Origin of the sequence: Pseudomonas koreensis, assembly GCF_012986595.1 — a bacterium.
GTDB classification, from domain to species: Bacteria; Pseudomonadota; Gammaproteobacteria; order Pseudomonadales; family Pseudomonadaceae; genus Aquipseudomonas; species Aquipseudomonas koreensis.
This window is the reverse complement of record NZ_JAAQYM010000003.1, coordinates 88,714-112,708: the sequence shown is the minus strand read 5'-3', so window position 1 is coordinate 112,708 and position 23,995 is coordinate 88,714. Positions and strand designations below refer to the sequence as shown.

Sequence of the window (23,995 nt, the reverse complement as noted above, 5' to 3'; positions counted from 1 at the left end):
GGGAGCTTGCTCCCGCTGGGCTGCGAAGCGGCCCCGAATCCATTCCCCTCGGTGTGTCAGGCGAAACAGGCAGGCTGGTTTTACGACGACTGCGTCGTCGAGCGGGAGCAAGCTCCCTCGCCACAAAGGTTGGCGGTGAACCAACTATCGTGTTTTTTCGCGGTCTAGAATTCGGCGCTGAGCCCACTCTTTCAGGAAGCCCCTTACGTGAAATCCCTCCTTGCACTGTTTGCCCTCGTCGCCCTGCCGGTCATGGCCGCCGAGCCGACCCTGTACGGGCGTTATGAGTACATCGCGCTGCCGGAAATCGGTGGTGAGGTGCTCAAGGCCAAGATGGACACCGGCGCGCTGACCGCCTCGCTGTCGGCCAAGGACATCGAGACCTTCACCCGCGACGGCGAGAACTGGGTGCGTTTCCGCCTCGGCACCAAGGACGCCAGCAACAAGGTCTACGAGCACAAGGTCGCGCGGATCAGCAAGATCAAGAGCCGCTCGGATGAAGAGGACGAGGGCGACAGCACCGAAGTCGCCAAGCGCCCGGTGGTCGATCTGGAACTCTGCCTGGGCAACGTCAAGCGCACCGTTGAGGTCAACCTGACCGACCGCAGCAACTTCAACTACCCGCTGCTGATCGGTGCCAAGGCCTTGCGCGAGTTTGGCGCAGCGGTAAACCCGGCGCGGCGTTTTACCGCCGACAAGCCGGACTGCTAAGTGGTCTCATTGACGTAACGTCAGGCTTGGGGCACCGTTCGCGCACTTAACCCATGGGCTCGGACGCCATGCCTCATATCCTGATTGTCGAAGACGAAGCGGCGATTGCCGACACGCTGATTTTTGCCCTGCAGGGCGAGGGGTTCGCCACCACGTGGCTGAGCCTCGGCGCGGCGGCGCTGGAGCATCAACGGCAGACGCCAGCGGATCTGATCATCCTCGACATCGGCCTGCCGGACATCAGCGGTTTTGAAACCTGCAAACAGCTGCGGCGCTTCAGTGAGGTGCCGGTGCTGTTCCTCAGTGCCCGGGACGCCGAGATCGACCGGGTGGTGGGACTGGAGATCGGCGCCGACGATTACGTGGTCAAACCGTTCAGCCCGCGGGAAGTCGCCGCGCGGGTGCGGGCGATTCTCAAGCGCATGGCGCCGCGAGCTGCGGTGGACGCCGCTTCGGCGGTGTTTCGCATCGATCCCGAGCGGGTGCTGATCACCTACCGGGGCCAGCCGTTGAGCCTGACCCGGCATGAATTCCGTCTGCTGCAATGCCTGCTCGAGCAACCGCAGCGGGTCTTCAGCCGCGAGCAATTGCTCGACGCCCTAGGGGTTGCCGCCGACGCCGGCTACGAGCGCAGCATCGACAGCCACATCAAAAGCGTGCGCGCCAAACTGCGCCTGGTGCGGGCCGATGCCGAGCCGATCCAGACCCATCGCGGCCTCGGTTACAGCTACAGCCCGGGGCACAGCTAATGTCGCTGGGGCTGCGGATTTTTCTGGTGTATGTGCTGTTTATCGGCCTGACCGGTTACTTCGTGCTCAACACCGTGATGGAGGAAATCCGCCCCGGCGTGCGCCAGTCCACCGAAGAAACCCTGGTCGACACCGCCAACCTGATGGCGGAAATCCTTCGTGATGATTTCAAGGCCGGGACGCTCAGCGAGAACCGCTGGCCCGAGTTGCTGCGCGCCTATGGCGAGCGCCAGCCACAGGCGACGATCTGGGGCTTGCCGAAAAACCAGGTCAACCACCGCATCTACGTCACCGACGCCAAAGGCATCGTGGTGCTGGACTCCAGCGGGGTGGCGGTCGGTCAGGATTATTCGCGCTGGAACGACGTCTACCTGACCCTGCGGGGTGAGTACGGCGCACGTTCAACCCGCAGCGATCCGAATGATTCGGCGTCGTCGGTGATGCACGTCGGCGCGCCGATCCGCGACAACGGCCGGATCATCGGCGTGGTCACCGTGGCCAAACCCAACAGTTCCTTGCAGCCTTATGTCGATCGCACCGAGCGCCGCCTGCTGTTTTACGGAGCCGGGCTGATCGGCCTGGGTCTGCTGTTCGGCGCCTTGTTGTCATGGTGGCTGAGCCGCGCGCTGCACCGCTTGACCGGCTACGCCCAGGCGGTGAGTGAGGGGCGGCGAGTCGAAGTGCCGCATTACCGCGGTGGTGAACTGGAGCAACTGGCCACGGCGGTGGAGCAGATGCGCACTCAACTGGAAGGCAAAGCCTACGTAGAGCGCTACGTGCACACCCTGACCCATGAATTGAAGAGTCCGCTGGCGGCGATTCGCGGTGCGGCGGAACTGCTGCAGGGCGACATGCCGCCGATCCAGCGCCTGCGTTTTGTCGGCAACATCGACAGTGAGAGCGCGCGGATGCAGCAGTTGATCGAGCGGTTGTTGAATCTGGCGCAAGTCGAGCAGCGTCAGGGCCTGGAAGAGCGGGTGGCGGTGCCGCTGGCAGGGCTGGTCGATGAGTTGTTGCAGGCGCAGGCGGCGCGGATCGAAGGCCGGCGGCTCAAGGTCGAGCAGACGATTGCGCCGGACCTGTTACTGATCGGCGAGCCGTTTCTGCTGCGGCAGGCGGTGGGCAATCTGCTGGACAATGCGCTGGATTTCACCCCGGTCGCCGGGTTGCTGCGCTTCAGTGCCGAGCGGGTCGGGGAACAGGTCGAGTTCAGATTGTTCAACGAAGCCGCGGCGATTCCCGAGTACGCCTTGCCGCGCCTGAGTGAACGGTTTTACTCGCTGCCGCGTCCCGATAGTGGACGAAAAAGTACCGGGTTGGGGCTTAACTTCGTTGAGGAGGTGGTGAAGCTGCATGGTGGATCGATGCATATCCGCAACGTCGAGGGCGGCGTGGCAGTGATTTTGCGCTTGCCTTGAAACCGAGTCGCTGCCTTCGCGAGCAGGCTCGCTCCCACATTCGAACGCGTACACCTGTGGGAGCGAGCCTGCTCGCGAAGGGGCCATAACAGTCTCCACACAAACTCCACAATCGCCCCATATTCTTCCCACACAGCCCAACCAGACTCTGCCCATCCAAACAGGGAGAGTCCCATGAACAAGAATCTGACGATAAAGCTCGGGGCCATTGCCCTGCTGATCCTGCTGTTGCTGATACCACTGCTGATGATCGACGGCATCATCGACGATCGCCAGCAACTGCGCGACGGCGTGCTGGAAGACATCGCCCGCAGCTCCAGCTACAGCCAGCAACTGAGCGGGCCGGTGATGGTGGTGCCGTATCGCAAGGTGGTGCGTACCTGGAAAACCAACGAGAAAACCAATCAGCGCTATGAAGAGCTCGGCGAAGAACGCGGTCGTCTGTATTTCTTGCCGGAGCGCTTTGAGCTCGACGGGCAAGTGCAAACCGAACTGCGCAATCGCGGTATCTACGAAGCGCGGCTGTTCCATGCCGACAATCGCATCAATGGGCATTTCTCGTTGCCGGCGCAGTTGGGCATCCAGGAAGACTTCGCCGATTACCAGTTTGATGCGCCGTTTCTGGCGGTGGGCATCAGCGACATTCGCGGCATCGAGAACGCGCTGAAACTGGAAGTCGACGGCCAGCGTCTGGACTTCGTGCCTGGCACGCAGGTGGGCTGGCTCGGTGAAGGGGTGCGGGTGACGTTGCCGGTGCTGGACACCGGCAAAGCCACGGAGCTGGCCTTCGGCTTTGACCTGCGCCTGCAAGGCACCGGTTCGCTGCAGGTGCTGCCGGTGGGCAAGACCAGCCACGTCAGCCTTGCCGCCAACTGGCCGCACCCGAGTTTCATCGGCAACTTCCTGCCAGGCAAACGCGAGGTCAGTGATCAGGGTTTCAGCGCCGATTGGCAGACCTCGTTTTTCTCCACCAACCTGCAAGAAGCCATGAACCGTTGCGTGACCGGCAATGACTGTGAGGCCTTCAACGGCCGCAGCTTTGGCGTGAGTTTCATCGACCCGGTGGACCAGTACCTGAAGAGTGATCGGGCGATCAAATATGCGCTGCTGTTCATCGTCCTGACGTTCGCCGGTTTCTTCCTGTTCGAAGTGCTCAAGAGTCTGGCGGTGCACCCGGTGCAATACGCGCTGGTGGGTGTGGCGCTGGCGTTCTTCTACCTGTTGCTGCTGTCGCTGTCGGAACACATCGGGTTTGCCTTGGCGTATCTGCTGTCGGCCAGTGGCTGTGTGTTGCTGATCGGGTTTTATGTTTGCCACGTGCTGCACAGCGTGCGCCATGGGCTGAGTTTTTCCGCAGGGTTGGCGGCGTTGTATGGCCTGCTGTATGGCTTGCTCAGCGCTGAGGATTACGCGCTGCTGATGGGTTCGCTGCTGCTGTTCGGCTTGCTCGGGGTGTTCATGGTGCTGACGCGCAAACTCGACTGGTACGGGATCGGGCAGAAACCGGCCAAGCCACTGGCGTTTGATATCGGGGCGGTGCAATGAGCGGGTTGCGTGAGGAGCAGCGCTGGAAGGAAGCATTGGTGACGCGGATTATCGGCTTTCTGCCTGTGGATGCGAGTTGGTGCCATCGCTGGCAAGCCAGCTCCCACAGGACTTGTGCGGAAACAGAGGGCTCTGCCATACCAAAATCCAGTGTGGGAGCTGGCTTGCCAGCGATGAGGCCAGAACCGACGCCGCAGCCTTAAGGCTTGGGCAGGGTGGCGACCATGGACGGTCGCTGGCTCACTTCGAAATACCAGTTGGCCAGTTGTGGATTGGCGGTACGCCAGTCCAGATCCGGATGACGCAGGTCGAGGTAACCCAGCGCACAGGCGACGCTGATCGCTGCCACGTCGAAGTGGCTGGTCAGCTCGGCGATGGCGTCACTTTCCAGATAGGCCAGGGCGCGACGGATCTTGTCGCGCTGCGCGTCGAGCCACTCATCCCAGTGCTTTTCCGGGGCGCGTAGCACCAGTTCGTAACGCACGATCACTGAGGCGTCCATGATCCCGTCGGCCATCGAGGCCAGGGTCAGGCGCCGCCAGCGGGCCGAACCTTCGCGGGGGATCAGCGGATTGCCGACGTGCTGCTGGTCGAGGTATTCGAGGATCACGCGGCTGTCATGGATCACGCTGCCGTCGGCCAGGCGCAGGGCCGGGATCTTGCCCAGCGGGTTGTCGGCGTTGAGCGCAGCGTCCGGGCTGACCGGGCTGAGAACGCAGTCTTGCAGGGCCACGCGATCCTGCTGGCCGGTCTCGTGCAACAGCACCATGACTTTGCGCACGAACGGGGAGAGTGTGTTGTGGAACAGGGTCATGCTGGGGGCAGACATTGGCAAACCTCGGTGATCATCGAAGAACAGGAGGTTAGCCGTAGGAGCTGCGGAACGCTGCGATCTTTTGATCTTGATCTAAAAAAAGCATCAAGAGCAAAAGATCGCAGCGTGCCGCAGCTCCTTCAGGTGTTCAGCTTCGCGGCAGCAAGCCTCTTATGGCCAGAAACGCCGGAACACCCAGCCCGACCCAGCTCAACGCATCCCAGATCCCATCCCCCAACAGCGCCGAAAACAACCCCGCCGCACTCAGCAGCGCAATCACCAGCGGCGTGCTGAAGACCTTCCAGAAATTGGTCTGACGCGGCTTCATGCAACGGCCTCCGCTGGCAGCGGTTTCGCAGCCCTGCGCCGCACCAGCCACAGGTACACGCCACTGCCGAGGACGATGATGGTCAGCACGTCGAGGGTCGCCCAGAGGATTTTCATCGGCATGCCGCCGTAGTCACCGAAGTGCAGCGGCTGCGACATCCCCATGGCGTCCATGTACCACGGGCGTTCACCGACGGCAGTGACTTGCAGGGTGCTGGCGTCGATCAGCACCGGTGTCAGCAAATGCGAAGTCAGGTGGGTGCCGCCTTTCATGAACACCGAGTAATGGTGCTCACTGGAAAACCGTGTGCCGGGGAAGGCGATGAAGTCCGGGTTCATCCCCGGCGCGACGTCTTTGGCGATGTCCAGCAAACGGGTGGCGGGTGCCAGATGGGTCAGCGGCGGGGCATCGCGGTAGGGCGCGACCATGGCGTTCAACGTATCGTTGCGCCACGCGGCGATGATCAGGTCGGCGCAGGCGCTGATCACGCCGGTCACGCCGACCACCAGCGCCCAGGTCAGGGTGACGACGCCGATCAGGTTATGCAGATCGAGCCAGCGCAGACGGGTGGATTTGTCCTGGCGCACGGTGCCGAACTGCAAGCGGCGCATGAACGGCAGGTACAACACCGTGCCGGAGATGATCGCGACCACGAACAGCAGGCCCATGAACGCCAGCAGCAACTTGCCCGGCAGTCCGGCAAACATGTCGACGTGCAGGCGCAGGATGAACAGCATCAGGCCGCCGTTGGCCGACGGGGTTTCCAGCGCTTCACCGGTGCGCGCGTCGAGCATGAAGGTGTGCGAGGAGTTCGGTTCGGTGCCGGCGGTTTTCGCCATGATCGTCAGCACGGTGTTGGGCTCGTCGTCCTCGAAACCGAAGTACTGCACCACGTCGCCGGGACGATGTTTTTCTGCGGCCTCGACCAGTTGCGCCAGGTTCAGGTGCGGGGTGTTGGCGGGCATCTCGCGCACTTGCGGCGCATCGCCGAGCAGGTGCTCGATCTCGTGATGAAAGATCAGCGGCAGACCGGTCAATGCCAGCAGCAGCAAAAACACGGTGCAGATCAGGCTGGTCCAGGTGTGGATGAACGACCAGCGGCGAATTGTTTTACTTTTCATTTCATGACCTTCAAAAACACCGAAGCCGTCCACGGGGGACGGCTTGGTGACAGGACCGGGTTCAGCTCACGCGCTTACCACTTGTAAGTGGCGCTGGCGACGACACTGCGCTGGTCGCCGTAGTAGCAATAGAAACCGTCGCAGGTGGAGATGTAGTCCTTGTCGAACAGATTGGTGGCGTTGAGCGCGACCGACGCTCCTTTCAGGCTGTTGTCGAGGCGACCGAGGTCGTAATGCACGGCGGCGTCGAACACGGTGTAGGCGTCCGCCTTGCCCAGCCAGGTGTTGGCCTTGTCGCCGTAGGTGTTGCCGGTGTAACGCACACCACCGCCGATACCGAAGCCGTCGAGTACTCCGCTGTGCCAGGTGTAGTCGGTCCACAGCGACGCTTGCTGGTTGGGCATCAGTTGCAGGCGATTGCCCTTGTCCACGCCTTTCTGCACTTCGGACTTGGCCAGGGTGTAGGCGGCGATCACTTTGAGGTTATCGGTGACGTCCGAAACCGCTTCCAGCTCCAGACCTTTGACCTTCACTTCACCGGCCTGACTGGTGATCGTTACGTTGTTGACGATGGTGTTGACCGAGACGTTCTTCTGGGTCAAGTCATACACCGCGGCGCTCAGCAAAGTCTTGCTGCCTGGCGGCTGGTACTTGATGCCCAGTTCCCACTGCTTGCCTTCGGTCGGTTTGAGCGAGCCGGTGGACGTGGCGTCGGCGCCGGCCGTTGGCTGGAAGGACTCGGCGTACGACAGGTACGGCACGAAGCCCGAATCGAACACGTAGCTGAGCGCTGCGTTGCCGCTGAAGGCCTTGTCGCGCTGGGTGTTGGTGGCATCGCCCTTGTTGATGAACTGGGTGCTGGTGTGCACCCAGTCTTCACGCCCGCCCAGGGTCAGGCGCCATTGGTCGAGGGCCATCTGGTCCTGCACGTACAGGCCGGTCTGGTAGGTCTTCTGATCATAGTCATAGTAGGCCGAAGAGCGCGGCGGACGGGTGATCGGCTGACCGTAGATCGGGTTGTTGACGTTGATGTCCGGCGCGGTGCCGAAGATCGAGGTGTAGTTGGTGTTGCTGCGTTGATGATCCAGGCCGAGCAACAGCGTATGGCGGATGTCACCGGTGGCGAAGTCGGCCTGGAAGTTGTTGTCGACGGCGAACTGGCTGATGTCTTCATCAGCGTTGGTGGTGCCGCGACCGACATTGCCCTGATCGTCAACGGTGTATCCGGCGTATTTCGTGTTGTAGCTGTTGAGGGTCACGGTCTGGAACGACAGGTCTGATTTGGTGTAGCGCAGGTTCTGCTTGAACTGCCAGACGTCGTTGAGGCGATGCTCGAAGGCATAACCAAGCGCGTAGTAGGTGCGGTCGTAGAAGTCGTAGTCAGGATCGCCAAGATTCTTGTGATGGGAAATCTTGCCGAACGGCATGTCGATCTTGGTGCCCTGGATCGGGTAGAACTGGCTGGTGACACCGGTATCGTCGCGAGTGAACTGGCTCAGCAGGGTGAGTCTGGTGTCGTCGTCGATGTTCCAGGTCAGGCTCGGCGCGATGTTGTAGCGCTTGTTCTCGATGTGATCGATCTGCGTGTCGCTGTCACGCACCACACCGCTGATGCCGTAGAGAAACTGTCCGGCGTCGTCGATCTTGCCGGTGCTGGCGAAGTTGATCTGGCGATGATTGTCACTGCCGTACTGCAACTGGATTTCGCTGCTGGCGTCGCTGCTCGGGCGCCGGCTGACCATGTCCAGCAAGCCACCCGGCGGGGTCTGGCCGTAAACGGATGAGGCCGGGCCGCGCAGCAGGGCGAGGCGGTCGAGGTTCCAGGTTTCCTGTTTCGGGTTGGCGTATACGCCTTTTGGTAGTGGCAGGCCATCGAGGAACTGGGTCGGCTCGAAGCCGCGCACGCGCAGCCAGTCGGAGCGGGTGTCGCTGCCGTAGCTGCTGGCGGTGATGCCCGGCATGTAGCGCACGGCGTCATCGAGGCTGTGCACACTGCGGTCGTCCATTTGCTGGCGGGTGGCGACGGAGATCGAACGCGGCGCTTCGACCAGCGCGGTGTCGGTCTTGCTACCGGCAGCGGTGCGGGTGGCGGTGTAGCCTTCGACCGGGCCCCAGGCCGTTTCCAGGTTTTCCACGCCGATCACGGCGGTTTCCGGCAGCGCCAGTGTCCCTTCCGGCACGGCCACCAGGGTGTAGGTGCCGGTGCTGCTTTGTTCCAGTTGCAGACCGGTGCCTTGCAGCGCCGCGCGCAGAGCGCCGGCGGCGTCGTACTGACCGTTGACCGGCGCCGACGTCTTGCCGGCGGCCAGCGCCGGGTTCAGCGACAGTGCGAGGCCGCCCTGGCTGGCGATCTGGTTCAGCGTGGTCGACAACGCAGCGGCCGGCAGGTTGTAGGCGCGCACGCTGGAAGCCTGCTCAGCGGCGAGCAACGGGCTACTGAGCAGCGGTGCGCCGAAAGCGATGGCTGCCGCCAACAGACTGGGGCGCAACAAGGTGTCTAGCGAACGGGACATGCGAAGGCTCCTGAATGGAAATATTTCTCAATTGCCTGTGTGCCGGACGAGAAGTAAAAAGTGATAGGGCTGGATGAAAATAATTTCGATTAACTGAAAAGTGACCGATTCCCTGTGGCGAGGGAGCTTGCTCCCGATGGAGCGCGAAGCGGTCTCTGCTGTCTTTCAGATAAACCGCATTGACTGGTTTGACGACTGCTGCGCAGCCGAGCGGGAGCAAGCTCCCTCGCCACAGAGGTCGGTCGCTCTTAAGGCTTGGAATCTGCTTTGGCCACCGTGACCCAATACGGCGTATGCCGCTCGATCTGCACCGGCAGGGTCGGCAGCAGGGCGCTCAAGGCCTTGTCGGTGTCGTGCAGCGGGAAGCTGCCGGTGATGCGCAGATCAGCCACTTCCGGTGCCACGCCCAAATACCCGCGACGATAGCGCCCCAGTTCATGCACCAGATCCTCCAGCCGCGCGTTATCCACCACCAGCATGCCGCGGGTCCAGGCATCGGCGCCGGGCGTGAGCGCAGCGACCGCGTCGAGGCGGTCATTGCGGATCAGCACTTGCTGGCCTTCGCGCAGGATCTGCTCTTCAGGGTGGCTTTGCGGATGCGCGGCCACCGCCGATTGCAGGACGCTCAGGCGCGTGCCTTCGTCTTCACGCTTGACCAGAAACCGCGTGCCCAGCGCGCGCATGCTGCCTTCGCGGGTTTCAACAATGAACGGCCGCGCATCGCCATGGCCGGTCTCGACCATGATCTCGCCTTCCTGCAGGACGATCAGTCGTTGCCTGGCATCGAAGCGCACATCCACCGCGCTGTGGGTGTTGAGGTTGAGCAGGGTGCCGTCGACCAGGCGTACCGTGCGTTGTTCGCCGGTGGCGGTGCGTTGATCGGCGAGCCAGTAATCCAGCGGCAGGTAGCGATCTCCAACGAACAGCGCCAGACCCACCACCGCGACAATGCTCGCCAGACCACTGCCCAGCTTGCGCACCCGGCGGCGAATGCCTTCGCGTGATTGCAGCAAGGCGCTGCGGGCCGGGCCGTTGGCCACGCTGAAACGCTGATCGAGCATGCCCAACTGGCGCCAGGCCCGGGCGTGTTCTTCATGGGCGGCATGCCACTTGGCGAACTCTTCGCGCTCCAGCGGAGTGCCGGAATCCAGCGACAACTGCCAGGCAATCGCCGCATCCAGCACCTGAGCCGAGACCGGTTTGGAACTGGCCGGGCTCATGTCGGCTCACCGTACAGGGCGATGTAGCACTGACGAATCCCCTGCGCGAGGTACTGCCGCACCCGCGGCACCGAGACCCCGAGCTTCTCGGCGATTTCGGCATGGCCGAGGCCGTCGAGGCGGTTATAAAGGAAAGCGGCGCGGGCCTTGGTCGACAGTTTGCCGAGCAGGCGGTCGATGGCCTTGAGGTCTTCGAGGATCAGTTGCTGTTCTTCCACCGAAGGTTGTTCGCCTTCGGGGATCAGCATCAATTCAGTGAGGTAGGCCTGCTCCAGCGCGGCGCGGCGGAAGTAGTCAAACAGCAGGCCTTTGGCGATCGCCACCAGAAACGCCCGGGGCTCGCGCGGCGTCAGCAGTTCATCGCGCCCGAGCAGGCGCACAAAGGTGTCCTGGCTCAAGTCTTCGGCCCGTTGCGGGCACGCCACATTGCGCCGCAACCAGCTCAGCAGCCAACCGCGATGGTCGCGATACAACGCACCGACGAGTTCACTGTGAGGGCTTGGGACTGACGACACCAGACGCACCGATTGGGAAATGTTAACCAACGAGAATTGTTCGCGATTCTCGCAGAGGTGGGAATGGTTAGCAATTGGCCACTGGTCGGGTGAAGTTAATGGTGAACTCCTACATGGGATGTGGTTCGGCCGAAAATCTAGAAGGACGGCGCCTGCTGTCGGCGTTTCCACTGACTCAAACGCTGCTGCAAATTCAGCGGGCTATGAATCTGCTGCTGCCGCGCCCGGCTGAACAGAATCAGCGCCAGTTCCGCCGTCGCCAGCGCATCGGCGCTCGCGTTGTGTCGTTCGAACACTTCTAGCTTGAACCAGTCGATCCACTCATCCAGCCCGGCCTCACGGATGTTCGCCTGCGGGCACAGCAGCGGCGCCATGTCTGCGACATCCAGAAACACATTCTGCAGCTTGTAGCCCAGATGTTCCTTCAGCGCCCGCCCGAGCATGTGTTGATCGAAGGGCGCATGAAACGCCAGCACCGCGCTGTCGCCGATAAACTCCATGAGTTCCAGCAAGGCCTCAGCTGGCTCACTGCCCGCCGCAATCGCATTCGGCCCCAACCCGTGAATCAACACGCTCGGGCTGAGCTTCAGCTCTCGACATTGCAGGGTGCGCTCGAACTGCTGACTGAAGTCGATCGCGCCGTCTTCGATGACCACGGCGCCAATCGACAGCACGCGATCCTTGTTCAGGTTCAGCCCGGTGGTTTCCAGATCCAGCACCACCCAGCGCTGTTCGCGCAGGCTGCATTCGCGCAGTTCGCTGATTGCCGGCAGCTTCGCCAGACGCTGTTGCAGGTCGGCCGACAGCAGAGGGCTGGCCGGGCGCAGCCACGAAAACAGGCTCATAGCTGATACCGCAAGGCCAGACTGCTTTGCAGGCGCTGTGCCTGACGCAGGGATTCGCGCAGGATGCGCCGGTCCAGATGATTGAGGCTGTCGGGATCGACGCGGTTGGACCAGGGCAGGTTCTCGCGGGTCTGGATCTGGTGCTGTTGCATGCGCGTCTGCTGGATGAAGTGATACGCCTCTTCATACGCGGCGCCGTCGAGCCGTTCGATGACGTCTTTTTCGACCAGCTGGCGCAAGCGTTCCAGGGTGTTGTTGGTTTCGATGCCGTGCGCCAATGCCAGCAGGCGTGCGCCGTCGACGAAGGGCGTCAGGCCCTGGACCTTGAGGTCGAGGGTGGCTTTCTCGCCGTTCTTGCGTGCCAGCACAAACTCGCGAAAGCGCCCCACGGGCGGACGATTGCGCAGGGCGTTCTCGGCCATCATGCGCTGGAACAGACGGTTGTCGCCGACCTGATCGAGAATCCCCCGGCGCAGTTGCGCGCAGCCGTTCTCGTCGCCCCAGACCACTCGCAGGTCGAAATAGATGCTCGAACCGAGCAGGTTCTCCGGCGTCGCCTCGCGAATAAACGCCGCAAAACGCCGCGCCCATTCCGCCCGGGACAGACACAGCTCGGGGTTGCCGGCCATGATGTTGCCTTTGCACAGGCTGAAGCCGCACAGCGCCAGGCTCTGATTGATCTGTTGGGCGATCGGCAGTAGCTTGCCGCGAATCTGCGCCGCGTGCGCGGCATCCCGCGCTTCGAACAGAATGCCGTTGTCCTGATCGGTGTGCAGGGTCTGCTCGCGCCGCCCCTCGCTGCCGAAGCACAGCCAACTGAACGGCACACTGGGGTCGCCTTTTTCGGCAAGGGTCAATTCGATCACCCGGCACACGGTGTGGTCGTTGAGCAGGGTGATGATGTGCGTGATCTGCGTCGAAGACGCACCGTGAGCCAGCATGCGTTCGACCAGTTGACCGATCTCGCCGCGCAGGCTCACCAATTGCTCCACACGTTGGGCGCTGCGGATGGTCCGGGCCAGATGCACCAGGTCGACCCGTTGCAGGGAAAACAGGTCGCGCTCAGACACTACGCCGCACAGGCGCTGGTCTTTCACCAGGCAGACGTGGGCGATGTGCCGTTCGGTCATGGCAATCGCGGCATCGAAAGCGCTGTGATCCGGCGAAAGAAAAAACGGTGCGCGGGTCATGTGCTGGTCGATGGCTTCACTGAAATCACCGCTGCCATTGGCCACCACCTCGCGCAGGTCGCGCAGGGTGAAAATCCCCAACGGCGCCTTGTGTTCATCCACCGCGACGATGCTGCCGACCTGCTGCTCGTGCATCAGCTTCACCGCCTCGCGCAGTGGCGTGTCGGGGCTGCAGGTCACGGGATGACGCATCGCCAGTTCGCCCAGGCGGGTGTTGAGCGAATACTGGGTGCCGAGGGTTTCCACGGCTTTCTGCTGGACTTGCTGGTTGACCTGATCGAGCAGGCTGCTGACCCCGCGCAAAGCGAAGTCGCGGAAGCTGTTGGACAGGGCGAACAGTTTGATGAATGCCGGTTTGTTCAGTTGCAGGCAGAAGGTGTCTTCGCCCGCCAGATGCTCGGTGCGAGTGGCCCGTTCGCCGATCAGCGCGGCCAGCGGGAAGCATTCGCCGGTGGTGATCTCGAAGGTGGTTTCGGTGCCGGGCCTGGTGATGTGCTGGCGCTCGCCGACCACGCGGCCCTGTTTGACGATGTAGAAAAATTCGACCGGCCCGTCGGCGGGCTTGATGATGCTCTCGCCCTGGCCGTAGAAACGCAGCTGACATTGCTCCACCAGATAAGCCAGGTGGGTGTGTTCCATCTGATTGAAGGGCGGGAAGCGCTGGAGGAATTGCAGGGTGCCCTGAATGTTCTGCAACACCGCGGTTTTCCCTGCCTGGGTGAAGGCGTCCGCTTTACTCATAACCATTACCGCAGTCTTTTTTGAATTGTTGTTGTCGGGTCGTTGCAGCCATGGTCGGCCCCTGCGCGCGGGGTGCCCATTGGACGTAAGTCTAGGTTTGGGCTGCCGTTGGGCACATTTGGGAAGTGCCCTACAAAAACAGTCGGAAATTCGCCCGCCAGCCTCTTGGAAAAAAATCCGACGAAGTGCACATTGAAGCTCTGCTTAGCGATGTCTGACGACTGTGCCAGGTGATTGAATTGAAAACGTAGAGAACGCCATGTCCGACCACGATATTTTGAGCGACGCCGAGCGTGAAGCGCTCAGCGCTGTAATGCTCGAACCCGATTTGCCGCCGCAGCGTGTACTGATCGTCGATGACGACAAGGACGCCCGGGAGCTGTTGTCGGAGATACTCGCGTTGGATGGCATTCATTGCATGACCGCGGCCAGCGGCGAAACCGCGCTGAAGATGCTCGATGAAAAACCTTCGATCGGGCTGGTGATCACTGATTTGCGCATGGGCAATATCGATGGCCTCGACCTGATCCGCCAGGTGCGCGAATCAGTCAGGGCGGCACTGCCGATCATCATTGTCTCGGGTGACGCGGACGTGAAAGACGCCATTGCGGCGATGCATCTGAGCGTGGTGGATTTTCTGCTCAAGCCGATTGATACGGGCAAGTTGCTGGGCTTGGTCAAACACGAATTGGGCATCGAGCCCTGACTTTTTGAAGATCAAGAGATCGCAGCCTTCGGCAGCTCCTACATGAGTTCACCTGTAGGAGCTGCCGAAGGCTGCGATCTTTTGATTTTGCTTTCCAAAGAAAAAGCCCTGATCTCTCGACCAGGGCTTTTTCATGTCCGGCTTCAGCGCTAGTTACAGGCCGTTGGCCTTCTTGAACTCGCGGCGACGACGGTGCAGCACCGGCTCGGTGTAGCCGTTCGGCTGCTTGGTGCCTTCGATCACCAGTTCGACCGCCGCCTGGAAGGCGATGTTGCTGTCGAAGTTCGGTGCCAGCGGACGGTACAGCGGGTCGTTGGCGTTCTGACGGTCGACCACCGGCGCCATGCGCTTGAGACTTTCCATCACTTGCGCTTCGGTGACGATACCGTGGCGCAGCCAGTTGGCGATGTGCTGGCTGGAAATACGCAGCGTGGCACGGTCTTCCATCAGGCCGACGTCATTGATGTCCGGTACCTTCGAGCAACCGACGCCCTGGTCGATCCAGCGCACCACGTAACCGAGAATGCCCTGGGCGTTGTTGTCCAGTTCGTTCTTGATCTGCTCCGGGGTCCAGTTCGGGTTGACCGCCAGCGGGATGGTCAGGATGTCGTCCACCGAGGCGCGGGCACGTTTGGCCAGTTCGGCCTGACGGGCGAACACGTCAACCTTGTGGTAGTGCAGCGCGTGCAGCGCAGCGGCGGTCGGCGACGGTACCCAGGCGGTGTTGGCACCGGCCAGCGGGTGAGCGATTTTCTGTTCGAGCATCGCCGCCATCAGGTCGGGCATCGCCCACATGCCTTTACCGATTTGCGCACGACCTTGCAGGCCGGTGCTCAGACCGATATCGACGTTCCAGTTTTCATAGGCGCCGATCCACTTCTCGGCCTTCATGTCGGCCTTGCGCACCATCGGGCCGGCTTCCATGGAGGTGTGAATTTCATCGCCGGTGCGGTCGAGGAACCCGGTGTTGATGAACACCACGCGCTCGCTGGCGGCCTTGATGCAGGCCTTGAGGTTGACCGTGGTGCGGCGCTCCTCGTCCATGATCCCGACTTTCAGCGTGTTGCGCTTCAAGCCCAGCACGTCTTCGATGCGACCGAACAGCTCGTTGGTGAACGCCGCTTCTTCCGGGCCGTGCATCTTCGGTTTGACGATGTAGACCGAACCGGTGCGAGTGTTCTTGCGCGAGGTGTTGCCGTTGAGGTTGTGCATCGCCGCCAGGCACGTGACCAGACCGTCGAGGATGCCTTCCGGCACTTCGTTGCCGTCTTTGTCGAGAATCGCGTCGATGGTCATCAGGTGACCGACGTTGCGCACGAACAACAGCGAGCGACCGTGCAGGGTCAGTTCACTGCCGTCGACCTGGGTGTAGGTGCGATCCGGGTTCATGGTGCGGGTGAAGGTCTGGCCGCCCTTGGCGACTTCTTCGGACAGGTCGCCCTTCATCAGGCCGAGCCAGTTGCGGTAGATCACCACTTTGTCGTCGGCATCGACGGCGGCCACGGAGTCTTCGCAGTCCATGATGGTGGTCAGTGCCGCTTCCATCAGGATGTCTTTGACGCCGGCGGCGTCTGTCTGGCCGACCGGAGTGCTGGCGTCGATCTGGATTTCGAAGTGCAGGCCGTGGTTCTTCAGCAGGATGGCGATCGGGGCATTGGCATCGCCCTGGAAGCCGATCAGCTGAGCATCGTTGCGCAGGCCGGTGTTGCTGCCGCCCTTGAGGGAGACCAGCAGTTTGCCGTCAACGATCTTGTAGCCGGTGGAGTCGACATGGGAGCCGGCAGCCAGTGGCGCCGCTTCGTCGAGGAAGGCACGGGCGAAGGCGATGACTTTGTCGCCACGCACCTTGTTGTAGCCTTTGCCTTTTTCCGCGCCACCGTCTTCGCTGATCGCGTCGGTGCCGTAGAGGGCGTCGTACAGCGAACCCCAACGGGCGTTCGAGGCATTGAGGGCGAAGCGGGCGTTCATTACCGGCACGACGAGTTGCGGGCCGGCGGTACGGGCGATTTCATCATCGACGTTTTGCGTCGTTGCCTGGAAATCAGCCGCTTCTGGCAGCAGATAACCGATTTCTTGCAGGAACGCTTTGTAGGCTGCGGCGTCGTGCGCCTTGCCAGCGTGTTCCTGGTGCCAGGCATCAAGACGAGCCTGGAAGTCATCGCGTTTGGCGAGTAGGGCTTTGTTCTTCGGCGCCAGGTCATGAATGACCTTGTCGGCACCTTCCCAGAATTTGTCGGCGGTGAGGCCGGTACCGGGAATGGCTTCGTTGTTCACGAAGTCGAACAGGACTTTGGCGACCTGCAGGCCACCGACTTGAACGTGTTCAGTCATTGCTTGCCTCACTCTGCTCAGCTATTTCGCTTTTCAGCTCTTCAATTTAACAATGAAGCCTCTGGCCATTTAAACCACAAACCTTCCGACCAGTACATGCCATTGCTGGCGGCTGGGCTGGGACCAATCAACGGCTTGTTGGCCTTGCTGACGGGGCTTTCAGGGTTGCGAACGTGCCTTGGGCAGACATCGATCCAGCGTTATGTAGTGCGCGCTGCGGCATACTACATGATGCGTTGCGCTTGTGAAAATCAGACTAATTACGTCGTTCTGCGACCTCATGACGCATTGCGGTCACGTCGCGGAACTGGATGTTCTCAAAAAACCAGCGGATTGTTCCAGCTAAATATAAAAAGTTGTACACATAAATACTGTGTGGCTTCCATTCAGCTTCGCTGAGCCTGCATTTGTGGCGAGGGAGCTTGCTCCCGCTCGGGTGCGAAGCATCCGCAAAAGATATTACTGTCTGGAGAGGGCGTCCTGCGGCCGCCAGCGGGAGCAAGCTCCCTCGCCACAGGTGTTGTTCACTTGAGCATGGCGGCTGAATGTCGGTGCTTGCCTATACTTGCCCTTCTACAACAAAAGTCATGACAAGAGGGCTGCGCCATGGACCATCTCGTACTCACTGTCTTCGCCCCGGACAAGCCCGGGCAGGTCGAGCGCATCGCCCAATGCATTGCCGAGCACGGTGGCAACTGGCTGGAAAGCCGCATGTCACGGATGGCCGGGCAGTTCGCCGGGATTCTGCGGGTGGGCGTGCCGGCGGAGGCTTACGACGAATTAGTCGATTCCTTACAAGCACTGTCGGCCCAAGGCATTCGCGTGCTGATTGCAGAGAGCGGCATCGAGCAGTCCTGCACCTGGAAACCGATCGCCATGGAGCTGGTGGGCAATGACCGCCCGGGGATCGTGCGGGATATCACTCGGCTGTTGAGCGAGCAAGGTGTGAACCTGGAAAGGTTGGTCACTGAAGTGCGCCCGGCGCCGATGAGCAGCGAGCCGCTGTTTCACGCCGAAGCGATTCTGGCGGTGCCGCTGACGCTGTCGCTGGATGTGCTGCAATCGCGCCTGGAAACCCTGGCCGATGATCTGATGGTCGAGCTGGTGTTACGCACAGACGTTTAACCGGCGCTTGGCTTATCCAGTGTTAACGTGCACCTGCCTGTGGATAACCTGTAGAGACCGTGCGCAGCGCCAGGCCGGCCGGGGCTTGCAAGGAACTGATCAAAAAACCGCCAACATTCAGTGAGTTGCGCACAAACGGCGGGGATCACGCTGTGGATAACCTTGGGAAGGAACGTTGCAGGCCACGAGAACCGTGGCCTGCGAAGCTTTGTGCGTTTTTTGATCAGCTGCGTCGACGCAGACTGATCACCGCATCGACGCTGTAGACGGCCAGACCGGCCCAGATAAAGATGAACGCGATCAGGGTGCTCGACGACAAATGCTCGCCGAACAGCAACACTGCCTGCAGCAGCACCAGGGTCGGCGCCAGGTATTGCAGGAAGCCGATGGTGGTGTAGGGCAGGTGGCGGGTGGCGGCGTTGAAGCACACCAGCGGCACCAGCGTCACCGGGCCGGCCGCCACCAGCCACCAGGCTTGTGACGTGGTCCAGAACTCGGGTTGGGCGCTGGTGGCGGTCTGGTTGAACAGCAGCCAGGCCAGGGCAATCGGTACCAGCATCCAGGTTTCCACCACCAGTCCCGGCAAGGCTTTGACCGGCGCCTGTTTGCGGATCAAACCGTAGAAACCGAAGGTCAGCGCCAGCACCAGCGACACCCACGGCAGACTGCCGACCTGCCACACCTGCTGCGCCACGCCGATGGCCGCCAGGCCCACCGCGACCCACTGCATGCGCCGCAGACGTTCACCGAGAATCAGCATGCCCAACAGCACGTTGACCAGCGGGTTGATGTAGTAACCGAGGCTCGCTTCGAGCATGCGCCCGTTGTTCACCGACCATACGTAGGTCAGCCAGTTGGCCGCGATCAGGGTGCCGCTCAGTGCCAGAATCGCCAGACGCTTGGGGTTGTCGAGCAACTCGCGCAACCAGCCGGGATGCTTCCACACCATCAGCAGCAAGGCGCCGAACAGCGCTGACCACAGCACTCGGTGAATGATGATTTCGACGGCCGGGACTTCGGCGATGGCTTTGAAATAGATCGGGAACAGGCCCCAGATGATATAGGCACTCAGGCCCAGAATGTACCCGCGACGCGGGTTGGCGGCTTGCATGCAGAATCCTTGCTCAGGCAGCTGACAAAGGAGGGATTGTAAGGAGATTTGTCGACGAATGCCGTAGCGCAATGGTCGGGAAATTGTGAACGGCGGACAATTGTGGGAGCGAGCCTGCTCGCGAAGGCGTCGTTTCAGTCGACATCAGTGTTGAATGTCTGTCCGTATTCGCGAGCAGGCTCGCTCCCACAAGGATTTTGGTGAATCAGAACAACTTCAAAGGTTCTTCGTTGAGTGCCGACAGCTGTTCACGCAGCGCCAGCACCTGATCACCCCAATACCGTTCCGTGCCAAACCACGGAAAGCTGTGCGGGAACGCCGGGTCGTCCCAGCGCCGCGCGAGCCAGGCGCTATAGTGCATCAGGCGCAGGGCGCGCAGCGGCTCGATCAGCGCCAGTTCGCGCGGGTCGAAGTCGTGGAATTCGTTGTAGCCGTCCATCAGTTCCGACAGTTGGCCGAGGCATTCCTGACGGTCGCCCGCCAGCATCATCCAGATGTCCTGCACCGCCGGGCCCATGCGGCAGTCGTCGAGGTCGACGATGTGGAACATCTCGTCGCGGCACATCATGTTGCCGGGGTGGCAGTCGCCGTGCATGCGGATGTTCTGGTGCGGCGTGGCGGCGTACACATCTTCCACACGCTTGAGCAGATCGCGAGCGACGGATTCGTAGGCGGGCAACAGGCTCTTGGGAATGAAGTTGCCTTCGAGCAGCGTGTTCAGCGAATCATGGCCGAAGTTTTTCACGCCCAGCGCTTCGCGGTGCTCGAACGGTTTGGTCGCGCCAACCGCATGAATGCGCCCGAGCAATTGGCCGAGGCGATACAACTGATCGAGATTGCCCGGCTCCGGCGCACGGCCGCCACGGCGGGGAAACAGGGTGAAGCGGAAACCGGCGTGTTCGTGCAGGGTCTGGCCGTTGTGGATCAGCGGCGCGACCACCGGGATGTCGACGTCGGCCAACTCAAAGGTGAACGTGTGTTCTTCGAGGATGGCTTCGTTGGTCCAACGCTGCGGACGGTAGAACTTGGCGATCAGCGGTTCGGAGTCTTCGATGCCGACCTGATAGACGCGGTTTTCGTAGCTGTTGAGCGCGAGAATGCGCGCATCACTGAGGAACCCGATGCTTTCGACGGCATCGAGTACAAGGTCTGGGGTGAGGGTTTCAAACGGGTGGGCCATGCTGACTCCTGCGCGCAGCAGGCTGCCGCGTCCGGCCCAGCATGGTAGCGCAGATGGCAGCGGGGGAGGTGGTTGGTGTCTGTGCTGACGCCATCGCTGGCAAGCCAGCTCCCACATTTGGAATGCGATCCCCTGTGGGAGCGAGCCTGCTCGCGAAAGCGATTTATCAGGCGCCGACGATCCCGCCATCCTCACGGGTAATCGCCATCACCGAAGAACGCGGCTTGCCGTTCGGCAGATGCTCGGGGAAAGTCGACCCACCGTTCTCCCCCGGGTGCTGAATCCCGACAAACAACGTCTTCTGATCCGGCGAGAAGCTGATCCCGGTGACTTCGCAACCGATCGGTCCGACCATGAAGCGGCGAATCTCGCCGGTCTTGGGATCGGCGCAGAGCATTTGGTTGTTGCCCATCCCGGCAAAGTCGCCGGCGTTGCTCGAATCACCGTCAGTCAGAATCCACAAGCGTCCGGCCTTGTCGAAACCCAGGCCATCGGGGCTGTTGAACATGTTCTGCGCATTGATATTCGACGAGCCGCCCTTCGGCGTACCGGCGTGCACGCTCGGGTTGCCGGCAACCACGAACAGATCCCAGGCTAAGGTCTTCGACGCGTGATCGTCGCGGTCGGTGCGCCAGCGCAGGATCTGCCCGTAGACGTTCTTCGCGCGCGGGTTGGGCCCGCCCACCGGTTGCCCGTCTTCGCCGCGTTTGGCGTTGTTGGTCAGAGTGCAATAGACCTGGCCGTCCTTCGGACTGACCACGATCCACTCCGGGCGGTCCATGCGCGTCGCGCCGACCACGCTGGCGGCAAGGCGGGCGTGGATCAGCACTTCGGCCTGATCGGCGAAGCCGCTGCTGGCGTCGATGCCGTTCTTGCCGTGAGTCAGTTCGATCCACTGGCCCTGGCCTTTCGGGTGATCGGGGTTGCTGTCGCCGTTATCGAACTTCGCCACGTACAGGGTGCCGTGGTCGAGGATGTCGCGGTTGGCTTTCGGGTTGCGGTGGTTGATGCGGTCGCGGCTGACGAATTTGTAGATGAACTCGCCACGCTCGTCGTCGCCCATGTACACCACGGCGCGACCGTCATCGGTCTCGGCCAGGGCGGCGTTTTCATGTTTGAAGCGGCCCAGTGCGGTGCGTTTGACCGGAGTCGATTGCGGATCGAACGGATCGATCTCGACCACCCAGCCGTGACGGTTGAGTTCGTTGGGGTTCTTGGCCATGTCGAAACGCGGGTCGAACGGGTGCCAGTTGATCTCGCGGCTGGCGGCCGAGACGCCGTAGCGCTTTTGCGCCGGGTCGAACTGCTGTTGGGCGTTGCTGCTGCCGAAGCAGTCGGTGAAGTTCTCTTCGCAGGTCAGATAAGTGCCCCAAGGGGTTTTACCGTTGGCGCAGTTCTGGAAGGTGCCGAGGACTTTCTTGCCGTGTTTGTCGGCAGCCGTTTTCATCAAGTCGTGGCCGGCGGCCGGACCGCTGATGCGCAGCGGCGAGTTGCCATGAATCCGGCGGTTGTAGCGCGAGCCCTGGACGAACTGCCACTGACCGTTCTTGCGTTGCACTTCGATCACCGACACGCCTTCGCAGGCCAGCGCCTTGCGCACGTCTTCGGCCGATTGCGGCATGCCGCCGTGCGGGTAGAGGTAGCGGTAGTTGGTGTATTCGTTGTTGATGGCCATCAACGCGCGGTTTCGGTCGTCGGGGAATTCGAACAGACTCATGCCGTCGTTGTTGTCACCGAACTGCACTTCCTGTGCGGCGGCGGTGCCATTGCCGCTCGGGTCGAAGGCCGGGCCGTTCTTGTGCAGCGGCTGGCCCCAACTGATCAGCACCGAGGATTTGTAGCCCTTGGGCAGGCTGATGACGTCGGTGGTCGCAGCGGGAATGCTCTCGAAACCGAGCAGGCGACTGTTGCCGGCGCTGACTCCGGCAGCCAGTGCGCTGCGGGTCAGCAGGTTGCCGCCGAGGAACATGGCTGCGCCGCACAGCGCGCCGGCGCTGATGAAACCGCGACGGCTGAGGCCGACCATCTTTTCCAGATCAGTGGATTGGTTTTCTTCTAATAGGCTCACATCAGGCTCCCTGCTTGGTTTTGGCAGCAACCTTAATGGGGAGCGATGAAGTTTTTGTTGCAGGAAGTCCGTTAAAGCGGCGTGCCGATCAGCACATTGGACGGCGAAAACTGCACCTGCACCGGTTGCGCGACATTCAGTCCGCGCGTGCGCAGCTGCAGCGGCTCGGCCAGAGCGCAGAGGATCTGGCCGTTGGGCAGGGCGACGCGCACTTCGCTGGGGCCGTCCTCGGCGTCGAGAATGGCTTCGATGGTACCGCTCAGAAGATTGTGTCCAGATGTTGCGACCTGGTTCGGCGCCAGTAATTCAAGCCAACCGGCCTTGATCAGTGCCACCACTTCGGTGCCCGGTTGCAGCTCCAGGTGCACGGTGCTGTCGTGGGTGATTTGCGCATCGATGCACAAGCCTTCGGCCAGTTCGAGGCGGATCAGATCATTGCGCCCCTGGCCGTCGATCGCCACGACCTTGCCGTGCAACTGGTTGCGGGCGCTGGTGCGCAGCATCAGGCGACCGAGCAGGTCCAGGTCGCTGGCGTCTTCGGCGGCTTCCAGCACCTGCGCCTGCAAGGCCTGCAGCTTTTGATAAAGACGCAACACTCGCTCGCCCTCGCTGGACAGCCTGGCGCCACCACCGCCCTTGCCACCGACGACGCGTTCCACCAGTGGTTTCTGCGCCAGGTTGTTCAGCTCATCGATCGCGTCCCAGGCCGCTTTGTAACTCAGCCCGGCGCTTTTCGCGGCGCGGGTGATCGAACCTTGCTCGGCAATGTGCTGCAGCAAGGCAATGCGCTGCGGACGGCGGACGATGTGCTGGGACAACAGGGAAGGCATGGACATGAATGGGGGCTTTTGTGCTGTGGCGTTGGGACGTGAAGTTGGCGGCTTGCGACGCGAGAGTCAAGCCGAGCCGAGATCCCTTGTAGGAGTGAGCCTGCTCGCGATGGCGTTGTCATTGCCAACATCTATGCTGACCTTTCCACCGCCATCGCGAGCAGGCTCACTCCTACAAGGGTGCCGATTTCAGCTTCCGGGTTTTGGTGTACGGGCCAGGCAATAAACGTCGACCCTTGTCGCCCCTGCATCCCTCAACAGTCGCGCCAGTGCCTGGGCCGTGGCGCCGGTGGTCAGTACGTCATCGATCAACGCGAAGTGCCGACCTTTCACATCCGCCTCGGGCGCGAGTGCGAAGGCGTGACGCAAATTGCGCTTGCGCGCCTTGGCGTCGAGGTCCTGCTGGGCGCTGGTGTCGTGAATCCGCTGGAGCACCTGTTCTTCAAGCGGCAGATCGAGCTGTTTGCTCAACCATCGCCCCAGCATCGCGGCTTGATTGAACCCGCGTTGACGCAGGCGTTTGCTCGCCAGTGGCACTGGCAGCAAGACGTCGGGTCGCGGCAAACCTTCATCGAAGCGATGTTGCAGGTATTGTCCGGCAACGTCGGCGAGCAGGTGACCAAACGGCCATTTCGCGTTGTGTTTAAAACGCGTAATCAGACTGTCCACCGGGAAGTCATAACGCCACGGCACCACCACCTGTTCGAAGGCCGGAGGCTCTAGCAGGCACTCGCCGCACGTCAGGCCAGCGCCGGGTAACGGCAGGGCGCAGGTCTGGCAGTGCTCGCCGAGCCAGGGCAAATCGGTCTCGCAGGCGACGCAGATTGGCATTTCTGCTTCTGCGGGCTCATCGCACAGCAAGCAGATTTGTACGTTTTTTAAACAGATGTAAACCTGTTGTTCGTGTCGTGGTTGACAGCGCATGGCTCTTCCT

Annotated in this window: 20 protein-coding genes; 6 read left to right on the top strand and 14 right to left on the bottom strand. The window is 61.7% G+C overall.

Features of this window, described 5'->3' with window-relative positions:
- The first annotated feature begins 207 nt into the window (after window positions 1-207).
- From rloA2 to creD, 4 genes are all read left to right on the top strand, one after another.
- Complete coding sequence (gene rloA2 / locus HBN98_RS10050; RefSeq protein ID WP_007962587.1) at window positions 208-711, top strand: retropepsin-like aspartic peptidase RloA2; 504 nt, start codon at window positions 208-210, stop codon at window positions 709-711.
- A gap of 68 nt (window positions 712-779) precedes the next feature.
- Window positions 780-1,460 carry a two-component system response regulator CreB gene (gene creB, locus HBN98_RS10045; RefSeq protein WP_083369391.1) on the top strand — a complete coding sequence of 227 codons (681 nt, stop codon included), beginning with the start codon at window positions 780-782 and terminating at the stop codon, window positions 1,458-1,460.
- Window positions 1,460-2,878, top strand: a complete 1,419-nt coding sequence (creC, locus tag HBN98_RS10040; RefSeq protein WP_083367719.1) for a two-component system sensor histidine kinase CreC — start codon at window positions 1,460-1,462, stop codon at window positions 2,876-2,878. Before creB ends, creC begins: the two co-directional genes overlap by 1 nt.
- Window positions 2,879-3,052: 174 nt before the next feature.
- Entirely contained in the window at window positions 3,053-4,423 is a 1,371-nt protein-coding gene (creD, locus tag HBN98_RS10035; protein WP_083367720.1) for a cell envelope integrity protein CreD, read from the top strand.
- A 199-nt stretch (window positions 4,424-4,622) separates the two neighbouring features.
- Here creD and HBN98_RS10030 read toward each other — a convergent pair whose 3' ends face one another.
- The 8 genes from HBN98_RS10030 to HBN98_RS09995 all read right to left on the bottom strand — a co-directional run bounded on the left by HBN98_RS10030 (window position 4,623) and on the right by HBN98_RS09995 (window position 13,710).
- A complete protein-coding gene (locus HBN98_RS10030; protein ID WP_083367722.1) occupies window positions 4,623-5,252 on the bottom strand; it encodes a glutathione S-transferase in 630 nt (209 codons plus the stop codon).
- A gap of 133 nt (window positions 5,253-5,385) precedes the next feature.
- Window positions 5,386-5,565 (bottom strand): hypothetical protein, encoded by a 180-nt coding sequence (locus tag HBN98_RS10025; RefSeq protein ID WP_064589543.1) that lies wholly within the window; start codon window positions 5,563-5,565, stop codon window positions 5,386-5,388.
- On the bottom strand, window positions 5,562-6,686 hold the full coding sequence (locus tag HBN98_RS10020) for a PepSY-associated TM helix domain-containing protein (protein ID WP_083369392.1): 1,125 nt from the start codon (window positions 6,684-6,686) through the stop codon (window positions 5,562-5,564). Before HBN98_RS10020 ends, HBN98_RS10025 begins: the two co-directional genes overlap by 4 nt.
- A gap of 74 nt (window positions 6,687-6,760) precedes the next feature.
- Complete coding sequence (locus HBN98_RS10015) at window positions 6,761-9,199, bottom strand: TonB-dependent siderophore receptor (RefSeq protein ID WP_083367723.1); 2,439 nt, start codon at window positions 9,197-9,199, stop codon at window positions 6,761-6,763.
- A gap of 248 nt (window positions 9,200-9,447) precedes the next feature.
- Entirely contained in the window at window positions 9,448-10,419 is a 972-nt protein-coding gene (locus HBN98_RS10010) for a FecR domain-containing protein (RefSeq protein ID WP_083367724.1), read from the bottom strand.
- Window positions 10,416-10,934 (bottom strand): RNA polymerase sigma factor, encoded by a 519-nt coding sequence (locus HBN98_RS10005; RefSeq protein WP_083369393.1) that lies wholly within the window; start codon window positions 10,932-10,934, stop codon window positions 10,416-10,418. Before HBN98_RS10005 ends, HBN98_RS10010 begins: the two co-directional genes overlap by 4 nt.
- A 137-nt stretch (window positions 10,935-11,071) precedes the next feature.
- Window positions 11,072-11,779 (bottom strand): 3'-5' exonuclease, encoded by a 708-nt coding sequence (locus tag HBN98_RS10000; protein WP_083367725.1) that lies wholly within the window; start codon window positions 11,777-11,779, stop codon window positions 11,072-11,074.
- Entirely contained in the window at window positions 11,776-13,710 is a 1,935-nt protein-coding gene (locus HBN98_RS09995) for a putative nucleotidyltransferase substrate binding domain-containing protein (RefSeq protein WP_308425032.1), read from the bottom strand. Before HBN98_RS09995 ends, HBN98_RS10000 begins: the two co-directional genes overlap by 4 nt.
- Before the next feature lie 259 nt (window positions 13,711-13,969).
- Here HBN98_RS09995 and HBN98_RS09990 point away from each other — a divergent pair, with 259 nt between their 5' ends.
- Entirely contained in the window at window positions 13,970-14,416 is a 447-nt protein-coding gene (locus tag HBN98_RS09990) for a response regulator (RefSeq protein WP_083367727.1), read from the top strand.
- Between the two features lie 153 nt (window positions 14,417-14,569).
- Here the strand turns inward: HBN98_RS09990 and HBN98_RS09985 are convergent, their stop codons facing one another.
- Entirely contained in the window at window positions 14,570-16,747 is a 2,178-nt protein-coding gene (locus tag HBN98_RS09985) for a malate synthase G (RefSeq protein ID WP_064589536.1), read from the bottom strand.
- A 606-nt stretch (window positions 16,748-17,353) separates the two neighbouring features.
- Here HBN98_RS09985 and HBN98_RS09980 point away from each other — a divergent pair.
- Window positions 17,354-17,872: a glycine cleavage system transcriptional repressor gene (locus tag HBN98_RS09980; RefSeq protein WP_007966538.1), complete on the top strand. Its 519-nt coding sequence runs from the start codon at window positions 17,354-17,356 to the stop codon at window positions 17,870-17,872.
- A gap of 223 nt (window positions 17,873-18,095) precedes the next feature.
- Here HBN98_RS09980 and rarD read toward each other — a convergent pair whose 3' ends face one another.
- The 5 genes from rarD to HBN98_RS09955 form a co-directional block, all read right to left on the bottom strand.
- Window positions 18,096-18,983 carry an EamA family transporter RarD gene (rarD, locus tag HBN98_RS09975; protein ID WP_064589534.1) on the bottom strand — a complete coding sequence of 296 codons (888 nt, stop codon included), beginning with the start codon at window positions 18,981-18,983 and terminating at the stop codon, window positions 18,096-18,098.
- Between the two features lie 205 nt (window positions 18,984-19,188).
- Window positions 19,189-20,163, bottom strand: a complete 975-nt coding sequence (locus HBN98_RS09970; protein WP_083367728.1) for a serine/threonine protein kinase — start codon at window positions 20,161-20,163, stop codon at window positions 19,189-19,191.
- Between the two features lie 166 nt (window positions 20,164-20,329).
- Window positions 20,330-22,231 carry a PhoX family protein gene (locus HBN98_RS09965; RefSeq protein WP_083367729.1) on the bottom strand — a complete coding sequence of 634 codons (1,902 nt, stop codon included), beginning with the start codon at window positions 22,229-22,231 and terminating at the stop codon, window positions 20,330-20,332.
- Window positions 22,232-22,302: 71 nt separating this feature from the next.
- Window positions 22,303-23,067: a TOBE domain-containing protein gene (locus tag HBN98_RS09960; RefSeq protein ID WP_083367730.1), complete on the bottom strand. Its 765-nt coding sequence runs from the start codon at window positions 23,065-23,067 to the stop codon at window positions 22,303-22,305.
- Window positions 23,068-23,250: 183 nt separating this feature from the next.
- Window positions 23,251-23,985: a ComF family protein gene (locus HBN98_RS09955; RefSeq protein WP_083367731.1), complete on the bottom strand. Its 735-nt coding sequence runs from the start codon at window positions 23,983-23,985 to the stop codon at window positions 23,251-23,253.
- Window positions 23,986-23,995: the final 10 nt, after the last annotated feature.